23 protein-coding genes and 1 other RNA gene are annotated in these 24,476 nt (G+C 45.2%); 15 read left to right on the top strand and 9 right to left on the bottom strand.

The genetic code is table 11. The annotated features are described in order from the left end of the window. Positions 1–2: 2 nt before the first annotated feature. From hemG to G9G53_RS12175, 7 genes are all read left to right on the top strand, one after another. The gene (hemG, locus tag G9G53_RS12205; RefSeq protein WP_039269985.1) at positions 3–1,448 is read left to right on the top strand and encodes a protoporphyrinogen oxidase; all 1,446 of its coding nucleotides are present in this window, start codon (positions 3–5) and stop codon (positions 1,446–1,448) included. Between the two features lie 137 nt (positions 1,449–1,585). After that, entirely contained in the window at positions 1,586–3,067 is a 1,482-nt protein-coding gene (locus G9G53_RS12200) for a CapA family protein (protein ID WP_165147816.1), read from the top strand. Between the two features lie 81 nt (positions 3,068–3,148). Beyond that, positions 3,149–3,919, top strand: a complete 771-nt coding sequence (locus G9G53_RS12195; protein ID WP_029516693.1) for a glycerophosphodiester phosphodiesterase — start codon at positions 3,149–3,151, stop codon at positions 3,917–3,919. Positions 3,920–3,957: 38 nt separating this feature from the next. Next, complete coding sequence (locus tag G9G53_RS12190) at positions 3,958–4,581, top strand: fumarylacetoacetate hydrolase family protein (RefSeq protein ID WP_029516694.1); 624 nt, start codon at positions 3,958–3,960, stop codon at positions 4,579–4,581. Between the two features lie 168 nt (positions 4,582–4,749). Then, on the top strand, positions 4,750–5,556 hold the full coding sequence (locus tag G9G53_RS12185; RefSeq protein ID WP_029516695.1) for a DUF92 domain-containing protein: 807 nt from the start codon (positions 4,750–4,752) through the stop codon (positions 5,554–5,556). 82 nt (positions 5,557–5,638) lie between these two features. Then, a complete protein-coding gene (locus G9G53_RS12180) occupies positions 5,639–6,211 on the top strand; it encodes a TetR/AcrR family transcriptional regulator (RefSeq protein WP_165147814.1) in 573 nt (190 codons plus the stop codon). A gap of 127 nt (positions 6,212–6,338) precedes the next feature. Further along, entirely contained in the window at positions 6,339–8,288 is a 1,950-nt protein-coding gene (locus tag G9G53_RS12175) for an ABC-F family ATP-binding cassette domain-containing protein (protein ID WP_165147812.1), read from the top strand. Positions 8,289–8,439: 151 nt separating this feature from the next. Here G9G53_RS12175 and G9G53_RS12170 read toward each other — a convergent pair whose 3' ends face one another. From G9G53_RS12170 to G9G53_RS12150, 5 genes are all read right to left on the bottom strand, one after another. Further along, positions 8,440–9,477, bottom strand: a complete 1,038-nt coding sequence (locus G9G53_RS12170) for a M42 family metallopeptidase (RefSeq protein WP_165147810.1) — start codon at positions 9,475–9,477, stop codon at positions 8,440–8,442. Between the two features lie 13 nt (positions 9,478–9,490). Beyond that, entirely contained in the window at positions 9,491–9,913 is a 423-nt protein-coding gene (locus tag G9G53_RS12165; RefSeq protein WP_039269994.1) for a LapA family protein, read from the bottom strand. A gap of 56 nt (positions 9,914–9,969) precedes the next feature. After that, positions 9,970–11,766 carry an oligoendopeptidase F gene (gene pepF / locus G9G53_RS12160; protein WP_029516700.1) on the bottom strand — a complete coding sequence of 599 codons (1,797 nt, stop codon included), beginning with the start codon at positions 11,764–11,766 and terminating at the stop codon, positions 9,970–9,972. Between the two features lie 199 nt (positions 11,767–11,965). Next, positions 11,966–12,154, bottom strand: a complete 189-nt coding sequence (locus G9G53_RS26445) for a hypothetical protein (RefSeq protein WP_029516701.1) — start codon at positions 12,152–12,154, stop codon at positions 11,966–11,968. A 7-nt stretch (positions 12,155–12,161) separates the two neighbouring features. Then, on the bottom strand, positions 12,162–12,395 hold the full coding sequence (locus G9G53_RS12150) for a hypothetical protein (RefSeq protein ID WP_013309704.1): 234 nt from the start codon (positions 12,393–12,395) through the stop codon (positions 12,162–12,164). Between the two features lie 173 nt (positions 12,396–12,568). Between G9G53_RS12150 and G9G53_RS12145 the strand changes: the two genes are divergently transcribed. The 5 genes from G9G53_RS12145 to G9G53_RS12125 all read left to right on the top strand — a co-directional run bounded on the left by G9G53_RS12145 (position 12,569) and on the right by G9G53_RS12125 (position 17,029). Beyond that, positions 12,569–12,766, top strand: coding sequence for a cold shock domain-containing protein (locus G9G53_RS12145; RefSeq protein WP_013309706.1), 198 nt, complete (start codon positions 12,569–12,571; stop codon positions 12,764–12,766). A gap of 208 nt (positions 12,767–12,974) precedes the next feature. Next, positions 12,975–14,390, top strand: coding sequence for an MATE family efflux transporter (locus G9G53_RS12140; RefSeq protein WP_165147808.1), 1,416 nt, complete (start codon positions 12,975–12,977; stop codon positions 14,388–14,390). A 237-nt stretch (positions 14,391–14,627) separates the two neighbouring features. Further along, a complete protein-coding gene (locus G9G53_RS12135) occupies positions 14,628–15,707 on the top strand; it encodes a tetraprenyl-beta-curcumene synthase family protein (protein WP_029516703.1) in 1,080 nt (359 codons plus the stop codon). Between the two features lie 23 nt (positions 15,708–15,730). Continuing rightward, positions 15,731–16,702 (top strand): 6-phosphofructokinase, encoded by a 972-nt coding sequence (gene pfkA / locus G9G53_RS12130; RefSeq protein WP_039269999.1) that lies wholly within the window; start codon positions 15,731–15,733, stop codon positions 16,700–16,702. Between the two features lie 117 nt (positions 16,703–16,819). Then, the gene (locus tag G9G53_RS12125; protein ID WP_013309710.1) at positions 16,820–17,029 is read left to right on the top strand and encodes a DUF3906 family protein; all 210 of its coding nucleotides are present in this window, start codon (positions 16,820–16,822) and stop codon (positions 17,027–17,029) included. Here the strand turns inward: G9G53_RS12125 and G9G53_RS12120 are convergent. The 4 genes from G9G53_RS12120 to G9G53_RS12105 form a co-directional block, all read right to left on the bottom strand. Then, a complete protein-coding gene (locus G9G53_RS12120) occupies positions 17,026–18,396 on the bottom strand; it encodes an MATE family efflux transporter (RefSeq protein ID WP_165147804.1) in 1,371 nt (456 codons plus the stop codon). The two genes, G9G53_RS12125 and G9G53_RS12120, sit on opposite strands and share 4 nt — an antisense overlap. Positions 18,397–18,592: 196 nt before the next feature. After that, entirely contained in the window at positions 18,593–19,771 is a 1,179-nt protein-coding gene (locus G9G53_RS12115) for a putative glycoside hydrolase (RefSeq protein ID WP_165147802.1), read from the bottom strand. Between the two features lie 216 nt (positions 19,772–19,987). Continuing rightward, a complete protein-coding gene (locus tag G9G53_RS12110; protein ID WP_080658605.1) occupies positions 19,988–20,176 on the bottom strand; it encodes a hypothetical protein in 189 nt (62 codons plus the stop codon). 172 nt (positions 20,177–20,348) lie between these two features. Then, positions 20,349–21,170 carry a YitT family protein gene (locus G9G53_RS12105; protein ID WP_029516708.1) on the bottom strand — a complete coding sequence of 274 codons (822 nt, stop codon included), beginning with the start codon at positions 21,168–21,170 and terminating at the stop codon, positions 20,349–20,351. 325 nt (positions 21,171–21,495) lie between these two features. On the opposite strand from G9G53_RS12105, the gene G9G53_RS12100 reads away from it, so the two are divergent. The 3 genes from G9G53_RS12100 (at position 21,496) to ssrS (ending at position 24,323) form a co-directional block, all read left to right on the top strand. Further along, entirely contained in the window at positions 21,496–23,085 is a 1,590-nt protein-coding gene (locus G9G53_RS12100; protein WP_029516709.1) for a DEAD/DEAH box helicase, read from the top strand. Between the two features lie 223 nt (positions 23,086–23,308). Then, positions 23,309–24,070, top strand: a complete 762-nt coding sequence (locus G9G53_RS12095; protein ID WP_165147800.1) for a YesL family protein — start codon at positions 23,309–23,311, stop codon at positions 24,068–24,070. Positions 24,071–24,128: 58 nt separating this feature from the next. Continuing rightward, positions 24,129–24,323: non-coding RNA, 6S RNA (gene ssrS, locus G9G53_RS12090), on the top strand. The last annotated feature ends 153 nt before the right edge of the window (positions 24,324–24,476 follow it).

Here is a 24,476-nt window from a genome sequence, read left to right as displayed (position 1 = left end):
TAATGGAGCAAAGGTTACGTAATATTGTAATTGTAGGCGGAGGCTTGACCGGGCTTAGCACTGCTTTTTATACACGAAAAATGTACAAAGAAGCTGGCTACACACCTCGAATTACGCTGGTGGAGAAAGCATCCGTGCTGGGCGGAAAAATTGAAACACTGCATAAAGATGGTTTTGTGATTGAAAAGGGGCCAGATTCCTTTCTGGCCCGTAAAACGGCCATGATAGACCTGGCAAAAGAGCTGGAGTTGGATCATGAACTGGTGAGCACGAATCCTGAGGCTAAAAAGACATACATTTTGCATGAAGGACAGCTTCATCCGATGCCCCCTGGACTGGTGCTGGGGATTCCAACGGAGCTGAAACCCTTTTTGCGCAGCGGCTTGATCTCTTTAGGCGGGAAAATGCGGGCTATGATGGATTTTGTCATTCCGCCTCGCCGTGTACCGGGAGATGAGGCGTTGGGTGATTTTATTGAACGCCGACTTGGCAAAGAAGTGCTAGAAAATGTAACCGAACCACTACTGGCAGGGATTTATGCTGCCAACATGAAGACACTAAGTTTGCAAGCGACCTTCCCACAATTTGCTGAGGTAGAGCAGCAATACGGAAGTCTCATTCACGGAATGATGACAGGTCGAAAACCAGCTGAAACACATACGGGTACGAAAAAAAGCGCCTTTTTGACCTTCCGTCAAGGCTTGCAAAGTTTGGTGCATGCGTTACTGAATGATTTGTATGACTGTGATTTACGCACCGGTATTGCTGTTACAGAATTCACAAAGACACCGCAAAGTGAAGGCAGCCCATATCGCGTTATGCTGGACAATGGAGAGATGCTGGAGGCGGATGATATTTTTGTAACGACTCCCAACTTTGCTGCTGCGCCGCTATTGCGAGATCATGTCAATGTGGCTGCACTGGAAGCTGTTAATTACGTCTCCGTAGCAAACGTGGTCCTAGCCTTCGATAAAACAGATATTGAGAACGTCTTTGACGGTTCTGGTTTTCTGGTTCCTCGTAAAGAAGGACGCAGCGTGACCGCTTGTACATGGACGTCTGCCAAGTGGCTTCATACCAGCCCAGATGATAAGGTGCTGTTGCGCTGTTATGTAGGGCGAGCAGGAGCTGAAGACACTGTAGAGTTACCGGATGATGAGTTGATTGGACTGGTACGTAAGGATCTGAAAGAGATGATGGGAGTTACAGCGACTCCGTTGTTCACGGAAATTACACGTCTTCGCAATTCCATGCCGCAATATCCGGTAGGGCACCCGCAGGCTATAGCTGATTTGCGTGAAGAGTTACGCACTGAGATGCCGGGAGTGTATGTGTTGGGCGCTGGCTATGATGCAATTGGCTTACCGGATTGCATCCGTCAGGCTAAGGAATGGGCCTCCAATGCCGTCCAAACGACACAACAGGAAGCAGTCAAGGTACAGGTGTAAATGTTCGATAATGAACCCTTCGCGATCCAGGCGAGGGGTTCTATTTATATTGAAATTTGATATATAATGGAGAAGGTGTAAAGTTCGCCAGCTAATAAAGAAGTTATGCAAATGCAATAGCATAGAAGGAGTGAAGAATGTACCCTCCCAGATCACAGCGAAATGAAGGTCGCAAAAAAGCAAGAAAACCAAAAATAGGCAAGGCTTGGATCATTACAAATCTGGTCCTACTGCTTATGATTGTAGGTCTTTTCGGTTATTATTACATATTTGAACACGACAACAGTGGCTCTCTTGCGGAAAATGCCGGGTATTCGCAAACGGAGAAGAAAATCCAAACAGGATCTGCTAGTGAAGATCGGTCTACTCCCTCGGTCAGTGAAAATGTTACAGCCTTGTCAAATAAACAGCTGGATGAAGGCCCCCATGCAGAAAAGAAATTTGCTGACGATGAAACAAAGCAATCTGCTGCTTCAGACACAAGCAATCGTCCCGCGACAACGTCTGACACAGATGCTCCCGAAGGCAGTTCCACAGGAGCAAAATTGTCCTCGGGGAAAGACGGGCAAGCACAGAACGATACGTCCAATAAGGATATATACGACGGTAATCCATCCACCGATAAGGGAGGAACGGAGGATATAAAGAAATCCAAAACAGACGGTGCAGACTCTCCGACAGTCACGCTTCACTTTGTAGGGGATGTGCAGTTTTCCGGTAAAGTTGAGCAGCGTTTGGAGCAGAATGGGTTTGATTTTCCGTATCAATATCTCGGAAACTTGTTTCATAAAGACGATCTGACGATTGCCAATCTGGAAACGCCCGTGACAACGAATGGTGTGGGTGCGTTAAATAAAACGTATGTGTATAAATCTTCGCCCAAAGCGTTAACTGCGTTGGCTGCGGCAGGGATAGACGCTGTCAATTTGGCCAACAATCACATTTTGGATCAGGGCACAGGCGGATTACTGGATACACTGAAATATCTGGATGAAAAGGGTATAGCCCACGCTGGAGCCGGACGTAATGCAAAAGAAGCATATGCACCGCATTATTTTGAACGTAAAGGGATCAAAATTGCCTTGTTGGGGACTACACGTGTTATGCCTGAAGCCAACTGGAATGCGGGCGCCAAACAGCCCGGTGTAGCAGGAGCCTATGATTCGACCGCTATCGTAAAGTCTATCCGTGAGGCACGAATGCAGGCCGATCTGGTGATTGTCATTACCCATTGGGGGAAGGAGCGCGCAACTGCACTTGAGCCCCATCAAACCGAGTTATCGCACGCTTTTATTGATGCTGGAGCTGATCTTGTCATTGGCGGTCATCCACATGTGCTTCAAGGGATGGAGCAATATAAAGGTAAATGGATTGCATACAGCACAGGCAATTTTATTTTTTCTAAATCAACGGTGCCAGCCACTTGGGATACAGCGATATTTCAGGCAACATGTACCCGTAAAGGGGCTTGCGAGATGAAGCTGACTCCTTATCGGGCGGAGCTGGGTCAGCCGATCCCATTGAAGGATACGGAGGCCAGCAAAATTTTGCAGAGAGTGGCGGCACTGTCACCGGGAAATGTCTCGATTGGGACGGATGGTACAGTAAGTGCTCAATAGAATTTCGAAAGAAATTGTTAATATAGGAATTGACGGAATGAGCGTATGAGGGACTCCTTTGTGGATGGAGGTCATAACAAGATGAATAATTTGTGTGTGGCTCACCGCGGTTTTTCGGGGATTGCTCCTGAGAACACGATGGCAGCCTTTCAGCTTGCGTTGGAGCAACCATTTGTACACTGGATTGAGCTGGATGTACAGCTGTCAAAGGACGGTGTTCCGGTGGTAATTCATGATTTTACACTGGAGCGAACGACGAATGGTACAGGGAGAGTAAAGGATTCGGACTGGAAAGCATTGCAACAACTTGATGCTGGTAGCTGGAAAAGTGCAGAATACCGTGGAGAAATAATCCCCTCCCTCGCACAGGTGCTGGATTTATGTCGTGGCCGCGTATCGCTCAATATTGAGCTTAAAACAGCGGGAGATATGTATCCAGGACTGGAGAAAGCCGTACTCCGTGAAATTGCGATGAGAGGGATGGAGGGAGAGGTGGTATTAACCTCTTTTGAGCGTGCTGCATTACGCCGGGCTAAGGAGCTGTGTCCTGAGATCCGTACCGGATTGATTATTGACGCGCGTCCAGATGACTTGGCAAAGCAACTGGAACAGCTACAATGCACTTTTTTATCTATAGGCTATCCGCGTTTGGATCGAAACTTGATGAAAGATCTCACTGGACGCGGTATTACTGTCATGGCGTGGACGGTGGATGACCGCCGTATAATGCGGAAATTGGCCTCATTGCATCCTGAATTGATGATTTGCACCAATTGGCCGGATCGCTGGGAACGGGTTTTTTTGCTTTCCAAGCATCGGATGTGGCACTATATACGTAAACTTATACGTTAATAATTGGACTACATACGCGGGAAGGGTGAAGGGTCGTAATGAACGTGGAAATTCGTAATGTTTACTGTGTTGGGCGCAATTATAAACTGCATGCGGAGGAGCTGGGTAATGAGGTTCCCGCAGAACCAATGATTTTTTTGAAGCCGTCTCATGCGGTTGTGCCGCTGGATGGCGCCACGCTGGAGCTTCCGCAGGGGCAGGGAGATATTCATTTTGAGACTGAGCTGGTTGTAGCTGTAGGACGTAAATACGAACCGGGCATGTCCGCAGATACGTGTCTGAACGCATTTGCATTCGGCATCGATTTTACCCTGCGTGATGTACAAAGTGTTCTCAAGAAAAAAGGCCATCCATGGACCGCCGCCAAAGGCTTTAAATCGTCTGCTCCCGTGACACCATTCCTGCCTTTAGAACAATTGGACATGCTGGAGCTGCAGGATTTTTCCTTGCTCAAAAATGGACAGGAAGTGCAGCGTGGACATGTCAAAAATATGATTTTTTCTATCCAGCACATCGTTGAATATATAGCTACTCATTATGGACTGGGCGAGGGAGATATTATTTTTACAGGTACTCCAGCAGGAGTAGGGCCTACAGCAAGCGGGGATCGCTTTGAGCTTTTCTGGGGGAGTGAGCGTCAGGGAAGCTTCACCATCGCATAAATTTGTGAACGGAATCCACAGAAGAGGATTAAAAAAGGGAATGTTTTGAAGGCCGTGTCCTGTGCCAAAGCATGGGACACGGCTTTTATATAAGCGTGGAGCGTTGTACAATAATATACAGAACGAATAAAGAAAAACGGAGATTCATTTCAAAAGCGGGGGTATATCATGGACTGGATCATCGGATTGCTTTGTGCTGCTGTGGTGGCGGGAGCTGCATTTTATAAAAAATCCTTAACCTTATCTGGCTTTGCTGCGGCTGTACTGATGGGAACCGTATATTATGGGGCGGGTAACCTGTTCTGGTTCGGCACATTGCTCTTGTTCTTTATCACGTCAACCCTCCTGTCGAGGTTCAAAAAGGAGCGCAAGGCTGAGCTGGAAAAATCGTATGCCAAAACCGGCAACCGGGATGCAGGCCAAGTATGGGCTAATGGGGGATTAGGTATGCTGTTATGCCTGGGTTATGCGATATGGCCCCATGTTACGTGGCAGCTGGCTTTTGTCGGTGTCATGGCTACGGTCACTTCCGATACGTGGGCAACGGAATTTGGCAGTCTGAGTCGTAAGCCACCCCGTTCAGTGCTTAACGGGAAGGTGCTGGCACCTGGAACCTCAGGCGGAGTATCTGTATTGGGAACGGCTGCGGCCTTGGCTGGGGGTGTACTGATTGGCATAGGTGCATGGGGCTTTGGACACGCCATAGGAACGCCGAGCTTGCCGTTATGGCTGTGGGCACTGGTTGGAGGTATCTCCGGTAGCGCCGGAGCCTTTGCTGATTCCTATCTTGGTGCTACGGTGCAAATGATGCGTTCCTGCACGGTTTGTGGACGGGAAGTAGAAGTAGACTCACATTGTGGACAAACGACAGTCTATGTACGAGGCTGGCGTTGGATGAGTAATGATCGGGTGAATAGCATTAGTTCTATTTTCGGAGGATTGGTCGCTCTTGCAGGTATTTTTCTTATACTCTGAACACGGAGCTGGGGATCGTTACAAGGGAATAATTATTATAAGAATTGACGGTGTTTCGATCCTTGTATAAGGAGGTGCTAAGATGGGCGATATACACGGAGATAAATATGAAGCCATTTTGGACGCCGCTTACACAGTCTTTGGCACCAAAGGCTTTTATGAAAGCAAAATTTCCGAGATTGCAGAACAAGCGGGAGTTGCCAAAGGCACAGTATACTTGTACTTTAAAAGCAAAGAGCAGCTATTTACAGCAGTCACACGTAGAGATTGCGAGCAATACCTAGCCGAAATGCAAGGCGCATTAATCAATCGTACTTTGGGAGAAGGTCTGCTGCGGATGGCAAATTTGCATCTGCACTACTATTTCAAGCGCAAGCAGCATACGAAATTATTTTTTATGACCCCCAACAGTGACCCCGATCTAATGGAGTTTATGCGGGGATTTATTCAGGACTATACTGATTTGGTCAAAAATAAACTGGCGTCAGAGGGTGTACAGCAGTCCGAGTTTCATGCGAAGGCATTCATTGGGATGTTGGAGCGCCTAAAAATGGATATTTTATTAAATAAAGATTTCCGAGAATGTGACGTGGATCAGACGGCTGAACTAGCAGCGAACTTATTTATGCATGGCTGTAAAGCCGGAATACATTAATCCTGACATCTTATTGCTAAGAAACCGTACTGAATTCATTCAGATAACGGTTTTTTTAATCATTGGCTGTGTCTGTGTTAAAATAAACAGGATGCATCACAAAATTGGGGAAGAGTAGGGAATCCGTATGAATATTATGACCGTTGAACATATAACGAAAAGCTATGGCGAGAAAATGTTGTTTGAGGATGCTTCCTTTGGTATGGATGAACGTGACAAAATAGGAGTCGTTGGTGTAAATGGCACCGGTAAATCAACATTTTTACGCGTGATTTCCGGCTTAGAGCCGCCGGATGATGGCAATATTGCAGTGAACAACGATGTGCGAATTCAGTATCTAGCACAAAATCCGGAGTTTGATCCTGAAATGAAGGTACTCCAGCATATTTTTCATGGCAGTCAGCCTGAGATGAAAGCGGTCCGTGAATACACAGAAACCATGGAGTTGTTGGAATTAAATCCGGGTAGCGAGGAGCTTCAAAAACGTCTATTGCGAGCAAGTCAGCAAATGGATACGTTCCAGGCATGGCAGCTGGAGAGTGAGGCCAAAAATATACTTACCCGACTGGGGATCACCCAGTTTGAGTCTCGTATGGGCGTTCTATCCGGTGGGCAGCGTAAGCGGGTGGCTTTGGCGGCGGCTTTGATCCAACCCTGCGAGCTGCTCATTCTGGACGAGCCTACAAACCATATTGATAATGAGTCCGTTGAATGGTTGGAGCAGTATTTGCAAAAAAGACGTGGTGCGTTGTTAATGATCACGCATGATCGCTATTTTCTGGATAGAGTTGCAAATGTCATGCTGGAGCTGGATCATGGTCGCCTTTTCCGTTATGAGGCTAACTATACCCGTTTTCTGGAGCTGAAGGCAGAACGCGAGGAGCGGGAAGCGTCTACGGAACAAAAAAGGAAGAACCTGCTGCGTAATGAGCTGGCTTGGATTCGCCGTGGAGCAAAGGCTCGTTCCACCAAGCAGAAAGCGCGTATTGACCGATATGAGCAGCTTAGGGATCAGCAACCGGAAGCTCGTTCTGGATCTGTAGATATGTCCGTCGCCTCCACACGTCTGGGTAAAAAAATATTGGAGATCGAGCATCTTTCCAAATCGGTAGATTCTCGTAAGCTAATACAGGATTTGAGCTACATTGCGGTTCCTGGTGATCGTGTTGGTATCCTAGGTCCTAACGGTAGTGGGAAATCCACTTTGCTCCAAATGATTGCCCAGCATATAGAACCGGACTCCGGCAACGTTGTGCTGGGACCGACGGTGAAGCTTGGCTATTTTACTCAGGAACATCAGGAAATGAACGAATCTTTACGTGTTATTGAATATATTAAGGAAGAAGCCGAAGTGATTCGTACAGCAGACGGTTCGACGATTACAGCTGCACAAATGCTGGAGCGTTTCCTGTTCGCACCAAGCGCGCAATGGACGGTTATTTCCAGGCTGTCCGGGGGTGAAAAACGGCGCTTGTATCTGCTTCGTATTCTGATGTCGGCACCGAATGTGCTATTGCTGGATGAACCAACAAATGATCTGGATATTCAAACCCTTTCCGTTTTGGAAGACTATCTGGATGAATTCCCGGGCGTGGTGTTTATTGTTTCTCATGATCGCTATTTCCTGGATCGAACAGTGGACAAAATACTGGCGTTTGAAGGGGATGGACAGGTACGTGTACATGTGGGCGACTATAGCGAGTATGCAGAATGGATTAGTAAAAATGCTCAATCTTCTGTGAATACGTCTGTCTCGACGAGTACGGATTCCTCGAATCGCTCTTCCACGCCTAAGTCTGCGGGTCCTTCCGAGTCAGTCAAGGAGACAAGTAAAACCAAGCTTAAATTCACCTTTAAGGAACAGCGGGAATATGAGCAAATTGATGAGCTGATTGAACAAGCCGAACAGAAGTTGGCCGACATTCAGCGGCAGATGGAAGAGTCTTTTAGTGATTCAGCACGACTACAGGAGCTCATGGCTGAGCAAGCGAAGGCAGAACAGCATTTGGAGCACCAAATGGAACGCTGGACCTACCTTAATGAGCTGGCCGAGCAGATTGAACAAAGTAAATCTTAAGCAATGATAAAGCCACATTAATAGCATTCTGCCAGAGCTATTTCTTCATGTTGCTCAGACTAAAAAAGCAAGTATCCGAAAAACCGGAAGACTTGCTTTTTTATTTACTGATCTATTCGACGATGTAACAGGCTGATTGTCGTTATTCGAATTAAACTGTCACATAAGCTGCAAGCAGATGGGCAGTGTTCACCACGGCCTGCTTGTGCGTGCGCTCCATAGCATGGGAGGCGTGTACGCCAGGGCCAATCAACGCAGCACGGATGTTATTACCTGCTCGTAGTGCAGCCGAAGCGTCCGAACCGTAGTGTGGATAAATATCTACTGCATACGGAATATTCAGCTCCTTGGCCAGCTCAATCAGACGGGTCGTCATAGTATAATCGTAAGGCCCGGAGGAATCTTTGGCACAGATAGAAACATCCGTTTCCTTACAGCTCAGATCTTCACCCATACAGCCCATATCGACAGCTATCATCTCACTGATTCCTTCAGGTATGTAAGCCGCCCCGTGCCCTACTTCCTCGTAGTTAGAAATGAGCAATTTAACGGTATGTCGAGGCTTCCAGTTTCCATGTACAGCAGATTCCAGTAAACCAAACAGTGCAGCTACACTAGCTTTATCATCCAGATGCCGTGACTTGATAAATCCACTTGGTGTTACGACTGGACGCGCATCGAACGAAATAAAATCACCCACCGCAATACCGAGCTGAAGCACGTCTTCTTTTGACTCGACAAGCTCGTCAATCCGTACCTCCATATGGCTCTCCTTGCGCTCAAAGCTCCGTGCATCATCATAGACGTGCACAGATGGATGGCTGGACAGAATAGTGCCCGTATACGTTTGTCCGCTTCTGGTATGAATAAGGCAGTATTCATTCTCAATACTGTTCATCATGAAGCCGCCGACGGATGTCAGACGTAGGGTGCCTTGTGCTGTAATGGAACGCACCATTGCGCCCAATGTATCCACATGTGCGCTCAGCGCCACCGTACGGTCCGTTTCCTGACCTTCCAGAGTCAAGATGGCACCGCCTTTTGCATTCCATTCGATTTGTACCCCGAGGCTTTCCGCTTCTTTACGAATCAGCTCCATCACATGGTGTGTATATCCACTGGGACTGGGTGTGTTCAGTAGCTGATTTAAAAAGTTCATCATATAATTCTCATTTAATTGAATCGTCATTTGTTGCTCCTCCTCATTTGGACAACCGATCAGAGTTAGAGGACGGTTGCTCTATATCTTGGTCGGATGTAGACCCTGTGCTGGAAGAACCAGTCGTGTCATAGGTCACATCCGCGTTTGCTTCTACCGTGGATGTGTGCTCTTCTTGTAGTGTATGAAGCTGAGTCGTCAGACGTTTAATCTCCCTCTGAAGCCTATATTGGCGGAAAATACCGAAAGAACCGACAATAAGTCCACCTAGAAGAGTGCAACCGAGAATAAGCAGAATCAAAGGAATGCTGACCATACTGAATAGAAGGTTCACTTGAACCGAATTCACATTAATAACAGCAAATACAGCTGTTAACAAAGCAATAACAAGAGCTGCGATCAAAGACCATTGTGTTTTCAAAATGCCACCTCCTCCCGTTACATTATAAAATCCCTTGCCCGCCATGGACAAGGGATTTATCCGTGCATCCTTTCAATGCTGGATTTTAAGTGCGCACGGTTTTACTTTCCTTCAGTTAGCTTTTCCATTTCTGTGATGACTTCTTCGAATACGCTCATCGCTTCGCGAATCGGCTGCGGAGAGGACATGTCAACGCCAGCTTTTTTCAAAATATTGATTGAATAATCACTGCCACCGCTCTTCAAGAAGCCCAAGTAACGGTCAACGGCTGGCTGGCCTTCTTCCAGAATCTGTTTCGAGAAACTGGTTGCTGCCGAGAAGCCAGTAGCATATTTGTAGACATAAAAACTGTTATAAAAATGGGGGATTCGTGCCCATTCCATTTCAATGTCTTTATCTACCTTCATGCCAGGTCCGTGATATTTCACATTCAGATCATAGTAAATCTCTGATAAAAGCTGCGGTGTGAGGGATTCCCCCTGTTCAGCGCGTTCATGTACAATTTTCTCAAATTCCGCAAACATGGTTTGACGGAATACCGTTGTGCGGAATTGATCTGCATAGTAGGTGAGAAGGTACATTTTCTCTTTTGGATCGGTTGATTTGTTCAGCAGGTAGTCCATTAGCAACGCTTCATTGGTTGTGGATGCCACTTCAGCCAGGAAAATGGTGTACTGTGCATCTCTATACTTTAATGCGTTGTCTGAATAGTACGAATGCAACGCATGCCCCATTTCATGAGCAAGCGTGAACATGCTGTTCAGGTTATTTTTATGGTTCAGCAGCACATAGGGGTGGGTACCATAAGCTCCCCAACTGTATGCACCCGTACGTTTGTTTTCATTCTCGTATACGTCGATCCAGCGCTCATCATAGCCTTTTTGCAACGAAGCCAGATAGTCCGCGCCCAATGGCTTAAGGCCTTCCTTTGTTTGCTTTTTGGCGTCTTCATACGTAATGTCCATCTTGTATTCGTCCACAAGTGGAGCGAACAAATCATACATATGGAGCTCATCCACACCTAACAACTTCTTACGCAACTTCATGTAACGATGGAGCAGGGGCAAGCTTTCATGAATGGTGTCAATGAGATTCGTATACACTTCCTTCGGAATATTGTCACCGTATAGTGACATTTCCAGTACAGAAGGGTATTTGCGAACACGAGAATAAAAAATATTTTTGTTCACATTGGCACTTAGTGTAGAAGCAATTGTATTTTTATTTTTGGCATACGTGTCATACACCGCTTTAAAAGCACGTTCGCGTACTTCGCGGTGTGGACTTTCGAGGAATTGAATGTAGCTGCCATGAGTCAGCTCAACCTCTTTGCCGTTCTCATCCTTAATTTTTGGAAACTTCAGATCAGCATTGTTGAGCATGCCGAAAATCGTTTGCGGGGCTTGAGCCAGATTGCCAACCTGAGCGAGCAGCGCTTCTTCTGTCTTGCCCAAAATATGTGCTTTTTCCCGCTTCATTTCTTGAAGGGTGAACCGATAATCTGCAAGCTTCGGATCTTCAATGAAGGCATCGAGCTGATGATCTGGCAGTGCCAAAATTTCAGGTGTCACAAAAGAAAGAGACTCGCTAACCTCAACGCCTAATTTTTTGGCTTTTTGCGAAAGACCCTGGTATGTAGGTTCAGCTGTATCCTCATCATGATGCAGATGTGCGTACACATATACACGCTCGGTTTTCAGCGACAATTCATCTTCCAATTTAAAGCAGTTGCCAATCGATTCTGCTGAATTGAGCTTGCCTTGGAATTGTTCAGCCTTTTTGGCTAGTTGTTTGACTTCTTCGTATTCTTGATCCCATGCTTTGCGGTTGGGAAACAGATCTTCCAATTTCCATGTATTTTCCACTGGCGCATCAGCGCGTTTTACAATTTCACTCATGGAGAGCCTCCTCTGATCGAACGTAATGTGGGGTAGGGCTGCGGCAGTAAGGGACGGATGCCAAAACGAAGAAACCGCCACGCTTACCGTAAGCAGCAGGGCAAGAGGTTTTACAGGATGCATGTAACGGCAGATCCTCCTTATACCATGGCTTGTTATGCCATAGTATGACCTCTTACGCCCGAAAGTATAATTTTCCTTACTGTGGGTTGGAACCTATATTTAATAAGCTGTATACAATGAGATAAAAGGCAAAGCAAACCATGATTACAGCAGTGAGGGCCATCCACTTTTTGAGAGGAGTCGGTATCGTATCACGCTTCATGATCAGCACTCCGCCCAGCGTGAAGGCCAGAATAATGAAGATGAGATAGCTGTTGGACACCATGAATAGGCTAGACCTGTTTGAAAGCGTTCATGATCCGCTGCCATTCTTCCTCATTATCTTGAAAGGACTGCTTGGGAAACCGATTTTGAGCCCAATGCATCAGCGCCGGGCGGCTTAAAAACGTGTGGGCTTCCTCGCCCCAATCATCGGATATTTCCCGTAGAACGATGTAACGGCCCTGCACCTCGACAGTCATCATGTTCCAATTGTCTTTTTTGTATATTTCGTGTTTTTTCATCATATGCATGTCTCCGATTTTATAGATGTTTTGGTTCATGATACCGCAGTTTCCGCCGCAAAAGCAAATCATTCCAGCCCAAAAAAACCGGAAAAACATCAATTGCATTGTGAAAAAGCATGAAGTATAATATGGATATTCGCCATAGATGGCGGTATTTTTAGGAGGTTGTTCACTTGAAAGGTACAGTTAAATGGTTTAACGCAGAAAAAGGTTATGGCTTCATTCAAATGGATGGTGGCGAGGACGTATTCGTACATTTCTCCGCAATCCAAGGCGACGGCTTTAAAACTTTGGAAGAAGGTCAAGCGGTTGAATTCGAAATTACTGAAGGTAACCGTGGACCCCAAGCAGCTAACGTAATTAAACTGTAAGTGTAACTGAATTGTAAGAACGGTTCCGTTTCTACGGATGTCTTATAGATTACGGTTAAACTATGAATTGAGAGCGCAGTTCCTTAAATTTAAGGGACTGCGCTTTTTTGCGTAAATACGTTTATGATATGAGAACATTGAGCAGGAATAGGGTATTATACGTTATAAAACTAGGCAGAAGACATTTTGATTTGAAGGAGTTGAGAAAATGAGTGCAGCAGAGGCTAATCATAAGCCTTCCCTGATTGAAGGTCCTATTGCCAAAACGCTGTTTATGTTCTCTTTGCCGCTGCTGTTCGGAAACATTCTGCAATCCCTGAATGGAACGATCAATTCGATCTGGGTTGGGAAGTTTCTGGGAGAAGCCGCATTGACTGCCGCTTCCAACGGAAATATTATAATGTTTTTTCTTATCAGTTCGATTTTTGGCGTCACCATGGCTGCCACTATTATGATCGGACAAAATATCGGAGCAGGAGACGTAGCTGAAACCAAGCGTGTAGTAGGTACAAGTGCTGTCTTTTTTCTGGTGCTCGCCTTTGCTATAGGTATTATCGGATTTTTGAGTGCGCCTTGGATTCTTCATGTACTCAATACACCTGCCGAATCGGTAGATATGGCGATCACGTATACGCGTATTATATTCGCAGGCATGCCTTTTTTGTACGGCTATAACTACATCATGACTGTAATGAGAGGGGCTGGAGATTCCAAAACACCATTTTATTTTCTGATCGTTTCCGTCGTACTGGATGTACTGCTCAACCCGCTGTTCATATTCGGATGGGGGCCGATTCCGGCTATGGGTATTGGAGGTTCCGCTACTGCTACTCTAATCGCTCAAGGGATCAGCTTTGTGTTGATCCTCATTTACCTATATCGAATAAAATATTTTTTGCGCATTACATCTTCAGAGCTTCATTTACTGAGATTTGATTGGAAGATTATTTGGACCCTAATCCGTAAGGGAGTGCCGATGGGGTTGCAAATGATTGCTGTCTCTACCAGTGCGATTGCTTTAATGAATCTGATTAACGGCTACGGGACAGTTGCAGCTGCAGCTTATACAGCAGCCAATAATTTGTCCAGCTATGTGCAGATGCCGGCAATGGCGTTAGGTGCAGCTGTTTCTTCCTTTGCCGCTCAAAATATCGGAGCCGGACGTTGGGATCGAGTGCGCACAACAACCTGGATTGGGATTGTGTATAATTTTGTGTTGACTGGTGGAGCAGTGGTATTGATTTACATGTTTAACCGTCAGGCCTTGCTCATGTTCCTTCCTTCTACGGGGGGTGCATTGGAATTGGGTATGCGGATTAATCTGATCACCTTGTGGTCTTTTGTTATATTCGGTATTACCAATGTCATTACAGGTGTTGTTCGATCAACGGGTTCCGTAATGGTACCGCTTTTAATTACCATTATTTCATTATGGGGCATTCGTATACCTCTGGCCTATGCATTTGTCGATGAGTATGGTCTAGATGCTGTATGGTGGAGCTTTCCTGTTGGTTTTGCTATCTCTGCCGTTGCAGTCATCTTCTATTATGCTTTCGGGAAATGGAAGCAGGCAAGCATGGGGGAGGGAATCCAAAACGTGAAGCCAACAGAGGACAAGGGTTAGGTAGGCCATTTATACTATTTGCGAATAAAGTCTTATAAGGATAGATTTTGTGTATCTCCTATTTTTGACTAATGAAACATTACAGGTGTAAAGTCTTTTTGTAAGAACAGCTCATTTTTCTTGAATTTTAAAGAAAAAAGTGAGGTTGTTCATTTGTGCTAAAAGGACGATCATATTATAATGGATATGGTTTGGATAGGTATAATTACGTAGACAACAATGTGGAGGCACCGTCATTTGAGTTATGTTGAGCAAGGACGTTATCAAGTACCGAGAGGCCCCATAGGTCTAATGAGCCGAATGTACAAGCACATTCTCCCTGAAACGAAACAAGAATTGAGTAACTGGAAGAGCAAGGCCGAACAAATTCCGGACCCTGAACTGCGAAGCCAGGCGCTTGCGAGCATAGCGGATAAGACATTTCACTGCGTGGGTGGAGCGGTTTATGCCGCAGCTAATATGTCTGCCCGGCAGACGTTAATTCCGCTGATCGTAGCGTATCAGACCATTAGTGATTATCTGGACAACCTGTGTGATCGCAGTACGTCCATGGACCCGGATGATTTCAGGCTGTTGCATCAGGCTATGCTGGATGCGATTAATCCGGCGGCTAGGCCAGTGAATTATTATGAGTTGCGTCGTGAGCAGGAGGATGGCGGTTATTTGACTGGGCTGGTGACAACCTGTCAGTCTTGTGTAAGCAGGCTTCCGGGCTATGAGGCGGCAATGCCTTACGTTCAGGATTTGGCGCGATTATACACGGATTTGCAAGTATACAAGCATATTAAACCCGAGCTGCGGGAACAAGCGCTTTTGGACTGGTGGTCGCTTCATAAAGACCGTACACCAGAGTTGCGCTGGAATGAGTTTGCTGCGGCTACCGGTTCAACTCTGGGGGTCTTTATGCTGTTTCTTGCTGCCAGCGACCAGCATCTGACAGATGCGGGGGCTGCCTCAATACATGCATCGTATTTTCCACATGTGTGCAGTCTTCATATTTTGCTGGATTATCTAATCGATCAAGACGAAGACCGGAAGGGCGGAGATCTTAACTTTTGCAATTATTATGAAGATACCGACATGATGCTAAACCGGATCGCCTACGTTGTGAATCGGGCGCGGGCTGATATTGCAGATGTCCCTGCCAGCTCCTTTCACCGGATGATTATCGAGGGATTGCTGGCTTTATATTTATCCGACCCTAAAGTTAGCGAGCAGCAAGACGTTCGCGCTGTTTCGAGACGTTTAATGAAAAATAGTCCGCTCATGCGTTTGTTTTTCTTATTAAACAGTCGATGGATAAGAAGGCTTATATGATTATTTTGAGGAGGTCATAAACCATGACAGCAGTTAAGAAAATTGCAGTATTAACAAGTGGTGGAGATTCACAAGGGATGAACGCGGCAGTTCGCGCCGTCGTACGTAGCGGATTGTATTTCGGACTGGAAGTATTCGGGATTCAACGTGGTTATCAAGGCCTTTTGAACGACGATATTTTTCCAATGGATCTGAGAAGCGTCGGAGATATTATCCAACGTGGGGGTACTGTACTTCAATCTGCAAGATGCCTGGAATTTACGACTGAAGAAGGGCAGAAAAAAGGCGCGCAAATTTTGCGTGACCGTGGGATTGACGGCGTAGTCGTGATTGGTGGAGACGGTTCCTACCAAGGAGCTAACAAACTGACCAAGCAAGGCATTAAAACCATGTGTCTTCCGGGTACGATTGACAATGACATTTCCTTCACGGACTACACGATTGGTTTTGATACAGCGGTTAGTATCGTAGTGGACGCAATCAACAAGCTGCGTGATACAATGTCATCTCATGAACGTTCTTCCATTGTTGAAGTTATGGGACGTCATTGTGGTGATATTGCTCTGCATGCGGGTCTGGCTTCTGGCGCAGAAACAATTTTGGTGCCTGAGGTAGAATTTGACCTGAACGAAGTATCTGATCGTATGAAACAAAATTTCAAGCATGGCAAGCGCCACAGTATTATTATCGTTGCGGAAGGCGTAGGCAAAGGTGAAGATGTAGCAAAGGTAATCCAAGAAAACTGTCCGGATTATGAGCCTCGTGTTACAGTGCTTGGACACATCCAACGTGGAGGCACACCAACCGCGTTTGACCGCAACCTGGCGAGCCGTTTGGGTGACTTTGCTGTTCGCCAATTGATCGAGGGCATATCTGATAAGGCTTGCGGAACGATCGACGGTAAGTTGGTAGCTACAGATATTGACAAGGTTGTAAATACTAAAAAAGATTTCAACATGGAGCTTTATGAACTTGCTTTGCGTTTGTCCCAATAATAAGAGCCTTCTACGTACAGTAGATCGGTTCTGATATTGGAAAAGATCAAAATTATGCGGATGACCCGAGTCATCCGCTATTTTTTAGCTTTGAGTCCTATCAGGAGGTAGTCATACATGTACCTATTCAAAATCGAAGTGGATAGTTCGGAAGGAGCGCTGACTGTCATTCTCGCTGCTGAAAATGAAGAACAGGCATTTGAAGAGATTGAACAACATGTGGAGAGACACTTTCTATATCCTCCCAAGCTGAACGAAGTGGCTATTGTGGAGAAAAAACGAATAACTTTAGGCGCAGCATATGTAATCGAGACACGCAAAGGCTAAATAACCTCTGCGTGTTGTTTTTTTTCGGAGAAACGACGTTGTACTTTCACCAGACGCCAGAGAAGTAAAATAGCGCCTACTGCCAACCCTGTAATCAAACCGATCCAGTAGCCGTAGGGCCCCAATGAAGTCCAGCGTGCCAGTATATATCCTACAGGAAGCCCAATGACCCAATAGGAGAGGAATGTGAGCAAAAAGGCTGGATTGACGTCTTTATACCCGCGTAGCGCTCCTTGTGTAGGTGTAGCGACAGCATCAGATATCTGAAAGAAAATCGCATAGATTAGAAAATGCTGTGCCAACTGAATGACCTGCAGATCGGTGGAGTAAAGTCGAGCGACCTGTTCACTCCAGATAAGCAGTACAATAGCTGTAATCAGTGATAGACCTACTGCGCTGCTGATGCCCATTACACTATAAGCTTTGGCATCCCGCGGGCGAGTAGCTCCAGTTTCATAGCCAACCAGAATCGTAAGTGCCATACAAATGCTGAGTGGAATCATATATAACGTAGATGCAAAGTTCATCGCGGCCTGATGTGCGGCTATGGTAGCTGTATTATAGCTACTCATGAAGAGAGTGACGGCTGAAAAGACGGCAGTCTCAAAAAATATTGCAAATCCAATCGGTACTCCAATCTTGATGAGCTCTTTCAAAGCACTAGCAGCAATCCCGTATATTTTGCTGAAGATTCGGTATTCGGCAAATATTTTTCCCCGATGCGCAGTGATACCAGCGACCAGCATAATGATCCAGTAGGTGGTTGCCGTTGCCACCCCGGAGCCTACACCTCCCAGACGCGGAAAACCCCAGTTCCCATAAATAAGTAGATAGTTCAACAAGACATTGATGGGTAACGACATGAGCGTGATTAACATCGTAAAGCGGGTTTGTCCCAATGCATCCATAAAGCTTCGGAGCACCGTGTAGGCAAATAGAGGAACAATACCGAAGGCCATCGCACAAAGATAGTACAGGGCCACATTATGAACTCTCAATTCCAGATTCATACCATTTAGAATAGGCTTGACCAAAATGATGCCCACAATCAAAACGACCATGGATAGGGCAAGAGAGAGCCAAAGTGCTTGAATGACATAGTAGGAGACTTTATCTTTGCGCTGTGCTCCCACTAATTGAGATACAATAGGTGTGATAGCCATAAGTATTCCGTTAAGGCCTGTTTGTACAGGAATCCACAGACTTACTCCGATGGCTACTCCAGCCAGATCGGCAGGGGAAAAGTGTCCCGACATATTCGTATCGAAAAAAGTCATGGCAGATAGTGCAAGCTGGGTAATCAGGATAGGGAGCAAAATGTATAAAAGCTGCTTCCATTTCTGCCCCGTTGTTGAAGTCAATTGCATTTTTGTTTTCCTCATTTACTAGGGATTGAATATTCGTATGTATCATAACATGTAAGTATTTATTGTAAGGGATACCGCCACATTTGAACAGTAATAAAAAAGACTGCACCCGTTCGCCAAACAACGGGACAGCCTTCGAAAAAATTATATAATTTCTAAATTTCGTATTAGATAACGAGAAGTCCGGAGGGATAAATTATTTGTAAGTTACTCCGCTTGAATAGCGGTTTGTGGCATTCCAGAGTAAATATTCATCCACTTTCATATCCTTAAGCGCTCGAATTTGGTCCTCTACTTGAGTTTTTCCATACTTAGCATAATGTCCGCTTCCTAACCAACTTGCAGTAAAATCCTGGATCCAAGGACGAATAATTGGCTTTAGCTTGCCTGTCGGATCTAGCTTTTTGTGTGTATCGGCCATGGAGCCTTTAATCGTCTGGTAGGGATTCTTATCAGGGTCTTTTACACCGAACCAGCCTGTGGTGTAGTGACTTGGATAAACCATGGGTGAAATAACATCCACATTTTCGGAAATTTTAGTGAAATCCTGTCCGATTCCCTCCGCAGCAGGAACGGATGCGGCATATCCAAAAATATCTACGGATACTCGTACACCTAATGGAGCAAGCTCTCTGCGGGCATATTGTACGAATTCAGCGACTGCATCCGAGCGGGATTGATCTGATTTGGTATATTTCAGCTTGTCTGCTCTTTTCTCAAAGCCTTCAGGGAAACGTACATAGTCAAATTGAATTTCCTTAAAACCAAGTTTGGCTGCTTCCTTAGCGATGGCTATATTATAATCCCATACTTCTTTATTATAGGGATTGACGAACCCGTCTCCCTTGCCGTTTTTCCAGACAGAGCCGTCAGGATTACGGAAAGACATCTCGGGATTTTTGTTGGCCAGTACCGTATCTTTAAATGCGACAATACGAGCAATCGGGTAAACATTATGCTTTTTCAATCGGTCCATCAAACCGGAAATATCCCGAATGAATTTTTGCGGCTTGCCCAATTTGAGCAGCTCGGGATTGGACGTTGGATAAGTGATATAACCTGCATCGTCTTTAATATCAATAACCATGGAATTGAGCTCTGTCTTATCAAGCAGTTCAAGCAGCTGGGTCATACGCGAACCGCCTGCGCTATAAGCTGTGACATAGATGCCCTTGATAGCAGGAGTCGTCGGTTGTGGGTCAATTTTAACCGGAGGATTGGAGGCATCCACCTTCATCTTATTGTGCTGAGCCTGAATCATGGCGCTGCTAATTGTTGTTGCCACCGTATCTTTTACATTTGGAGTGTTGGCTGACTGGTCCCCGTTTCCGCCTACCCCCATCGCCAATAGCATAATTGCCCAAATCATATTCATTTCCTAACTCTCTCCCTTATGGATGTCGCTTACCTGATTATACGTAAAGTTATGTATCGAAAAACAACACGCTTGTAACCAATACTGGAATCTTCAGGCACAGTCTTACATGATTAACCCAACTTATGTTTATTGAATCCATAAAAATGCATAAATAATGCCGCTCTCTTCGCAGTTGTAGATGCAACCGGAAGAAGCGGCACTTGGTAAAGAAATTTATTGAAGATAATTATTGTCTTGATGCTCGCAAATACTGTACTGAATAATTTCTAGCGCATCCGTTGGCTTGAGTATGGACATCCCGTCCCGAAGCACAATCATCGAGTTCAGCTCATCCTTTTTGAGAGAAGGGAGCATTTCCGGATACCATCTTAAGACAATGTCGGACAGTTTTACCGTTTCCATTTCCACAAAAATCACCCTTTCCTGCTCGGAATCATTCCAAAAGAATCATTCAATACGATTCGGAAAAGCAAAGTGCCTGTGAAATAGCAGGTAAAGCTGGTCTTTATATACTATGGGAACAGCGCACATATAGTGTACCACAGAAACTGTATTTTGACACTTGGGTTTGTGCTTATCTTCGGCGAAATGAACCCATCACCCCAACCGTTTCCACAATATTGACAAAAGCAGAAGGGTCCACTTCTTTAATGATCCGTTTTAATTCAACTAGCTCGTAGCGTGTCGTGACAGTCATCAGCATGTCTTTTTCAGTATGTGAAAATGCGCCTTCAATTTTTATTTTGCTAACACCGCGTGGTGTGGTTAACATCCGCTCCAGTAGCTTGTCGGTGTGTTCTGTAATAATGTAGACGGTAATCTTCGTGTGACTGACATAGATTTGATCTAACACTTTGCCAGTCACAAAAATAGATAGCATCGACGCAAGTGCAATATTCCAATCATCGTTCAAATATCCTGCTGCAAGAATGACCAGTCCATTCATGCCAACAAGTACAGTTCCTACGGGGAAGTCACGATAACGAGTGACGATGGAACCGATAATGTCAAAACCGCCCGTAGACCCCCCTACCCGAAAGGAAATTCCTGCTCCAACGCCGATCATCACTCCTCCAAAAACGGAGGCTAGCAGGGGGTCCGACACGACAGATCGCACCGGCACCAAGGCCAAAATCCATGTTGTAACGACAACGGATAAAATGCTCAGGCTAATAAAACGCTTGCCTAAAATAAACCAGCCTGTAATAAGCATCGGGATATTGATAATAAAATACATCGCGCTGATATCAAATTTTGTGAAGTAGCCGATTAACATGGAAAGCCCAGCTACTCCTCCGCTCAGCAAGTGGTGTGGCACGAGAAACAGATTAAAACCGCATGCAATGGCAGCGGCTCCAAGAATGACAGTTAAGCAGTTTAACACCATTTTTAACAACTTATTTTCACCTCATTTAAATTATACGGGAAGCAACTTGCTGGTATTCATGAATTGTTCTGTGCTATAATGCGATGTGGATATTCTTGAGTAGGGACCTATGTCCAGAGAAACACTTAAAATTTAAACTGTTTTAAAAAGGATAAATTCGTTTAAGATGTATCGGATAGGTTCCCCAAATTCATTACAGAAAGTTGCAGTTATAGGTCTAAATAAACTGTCACTGTATTGGGGAAAACTTATACAATAATATCGCTACTTAAGAATACAGACAACATTGTGGATTGTCCACCACATCCACCATTAAGAAGGAGTTTGAATAAATTTGACGACATTTGCAGAATTTGATCTTGAACCGAAAGTAATTCAGGCGATTACAGAACTGGGTTTTGAAGAAGCAACACCAATTCAATCGCAATCCATCCCGATTGCACTACAAGGCAGAGACATGATTGGCCAAGCCCAAACAGGTACTGGTAAAACTGCTGCGTTTGGTATTCCGCTGATCAACAAAATTTCTAGAAGCGACGAAAAAATCAGAGCTCTGATCATGGCACCAACACGTGAGCTTGCTATCCAGGTAGCTGAAGAAATCGAAAAACTCTCCCGTTTCAAAGGTCTTCGTACTTTGCCAATCTATGGTGGACAAGATATCGTACGCCAGATTCGCGCTTTGAAAAAGAAACCTCAAATTATTATTGGTACGCCAGGACGCTTGCTTGACCATATTAATCGTAAAACCATCAAGCTGGAAGATGTAAACACAGTTGTTTTGGATGAAGCAGATGAAATGTTGGATATGGGTTTTATGGAAGATATTCAATCCATTCTGAAGCAAGTTCCAGACGAGCGTCAAACGATGCTTTTCTCGGCTACAATGCCTCCTAATATTAAAAGATTGGCTGAACAATTCCTCAAAAATCCTGAGCATGTTTCAGTTATTCCTAAACAAGTTAGTGCTCCACTGATTGATCAGGCCTATATCGAAGTTCCTGAGCGTCAAAAATTCGAAGCATTGAGCCGTTTGATCGACATGGAATCCCCAGAACTTGCTATCGTATTTGGTCGTACCAAGCGTCGGGTAGACGAGCTGGCTGAAGCTCTGCAAAAACGCGGATATTCTGCAGACGGTTTGCATGGTGACTTGTCTCAAAACCAACGTGATGCTGTAATGCGTAAATTCCGTGACGGAAGCATCGATGTGCTCGTAGCGACTGATGTAGCTGCCCGTGGCTTGGACGTTTCCGGTGTAACTCACGTTGTGAACTTTGACCTTCCGCAAGATCCAGAAAGCTATGTTCACCGTATTGGACGTACTGGACGTGCAGGTAAAGAAGGGGAAGCTTGGTCTTTCGTAACGCCTCGTGAAATTGACCATTTGCACTTTATCGAACGTGTAACTCGTCACCGCATTCCACGCAAGCCGCTTCCAACGTTGGCTGAAGCTCTGGAAGGCAAACAACGTATCATTGCTGAACGTCTCCTAGAGGCTGTAGAAAGCGGCGAGCTGAACGAGTACAAAGGTTTGGCTATTCAAATGCTGGAGCAATATGATTCTGTGCAACTTCTCTCCGCAGCTCTGAAACTAATGACTGGTGAGAAGAGAGAAGCATCGATTGAGCTGACTCCAGAAGATCCGATCCGTGCAAAACGTCGTAAACCAGACGTGCGTTCTGGCGGTCGCAAGCCTTCCAACTACAGCGGTCGCAGCAACGGTGGTTACAATTCCAACCGTTCCGGTGGTAGCGGCGGAAGTGGCAGCAAAGGTGGATATGGCGGTTACAACCGTGGCAAAGAAGGCGGTGGCTACAACCGTGATTCCGGAAGCCGGTACAGTGGAGATCGCAAACCACGCCCGAGCAGCAATGGGGAAACTCGTCGTCCTGCAAGACGTGAAGATTCCTCTTCCGAATAAGAAATGAAATAATGAAAAGTCGAAGCAGATGAAGCTTCGGCTTTTTTGTTATGATTGAATCAGTATGTATGAACCTTTTAGCAATCTGCTTTAATGAGGCACTTATTGATTTCACTGGCGCATTAGGGCTGAAATACGGTATGATATAGCCAAGAGCCGGAATTTATAGGCATAGCAACATGAGTCTTGGAACTGCCAAGGCTTGCGGAGGGAGAGACTGACATTGGAGTTTAAAGGAGCTATGGGTGGTATTTACCGCCTGACCGAGTGGATTACCCGACTGGCGGCTACAAATTTGTTATGGGTGTTATGTTCGTCGCCTTTTGTGTTCTGCCTCATACTGAAATTACTTGTAATGAATCAGAATTTGGCTAATGAATCTTTACAAATGAATTGGGCGATGGCTGTTTTGGCACCGCTTACTTTATTTCCAGCCACATCGGCTATGTTCACAGTGGTTCGCAAATGGGTAATGGGGGATACCGATACAGGCGTGTTTCGTACCTTTTTTAAAGGGTACAAAGAGAACTATAAGCAGAGTCTAATCGGGGGTATCTTTTACACGTTACTGTTTGTCATCATGTATGTGGATTATACCGTATATATGACACAACTCAGCAACTTGCAAATGGTGGGCGTAATTATGCTCATTCTTATCATTATTTTGCTTGTGTCTATGTTTAACTTCTTTTCGATGGTGGCTCATTATCATATGTCTACCGGACAAATTATCAAAAATGCGGTTTTACTGACGCTGATTCGACCATTCCGTGTATTTTCCACCATGCTCGGTAGCGCCGTTGTTATATTTATTGGAGTCAAATATCCTGTGCTTTTCTTATTCTTCATCGGTAGTGTAGTTGCCTGGTTCGCTTTCTTTAATTTTTATGGAACATTCCTTAAAATGCAGGATCAAATGGAAAAGATGAAGCAGAAAGATGAAGATACGGCAAGCATTGAAGACAAGAAAAGTGATAACCTCTAAAAATAAAACATATTTCTCCTAGCATTTACTTTCTGAGTGAGAAGCGCTATAATAAGGTCACATCCTGCGATGCACGTTACGGTCATTTGTTGTTTTGAACCAATGACAATGTCTAGGGAGATCTATACGGATGAATAGCTGAAAAGCCCTGTCAATTCCTGACAAGGGGACTTCAAAAGTTTATTCTGCGGTCACCCACCTGCTAAAGCAGGTTCAGAAGACGCTATGGTCGGACGGCATCGGCGGGTACTCCAAAGATAATGAATACACTCTGTTCATGCTTCTTGCAGAAACAGGGTGTTTTTTGTATGCAACAATGTTAAACTAAGACATGAGGTACTAAGGTCGCATACCACAGGTATGGTCGGTTAACTTTTTGTTGTTTAACGTTTTATAAAGCGCTTGC

Source organism: Paenibacillus sp. EKM206P (assembly GCF_011066155.1).
Lineage (GTDB): Bacteria > Bacillota > Bacilli > Paenibacillales > Paenibacillaceae > Paenibacillus > Paenibacillus polymyxa_D.
This window is presented reverse-complemented; position numbering and strand designations above follow the sequence as displayed.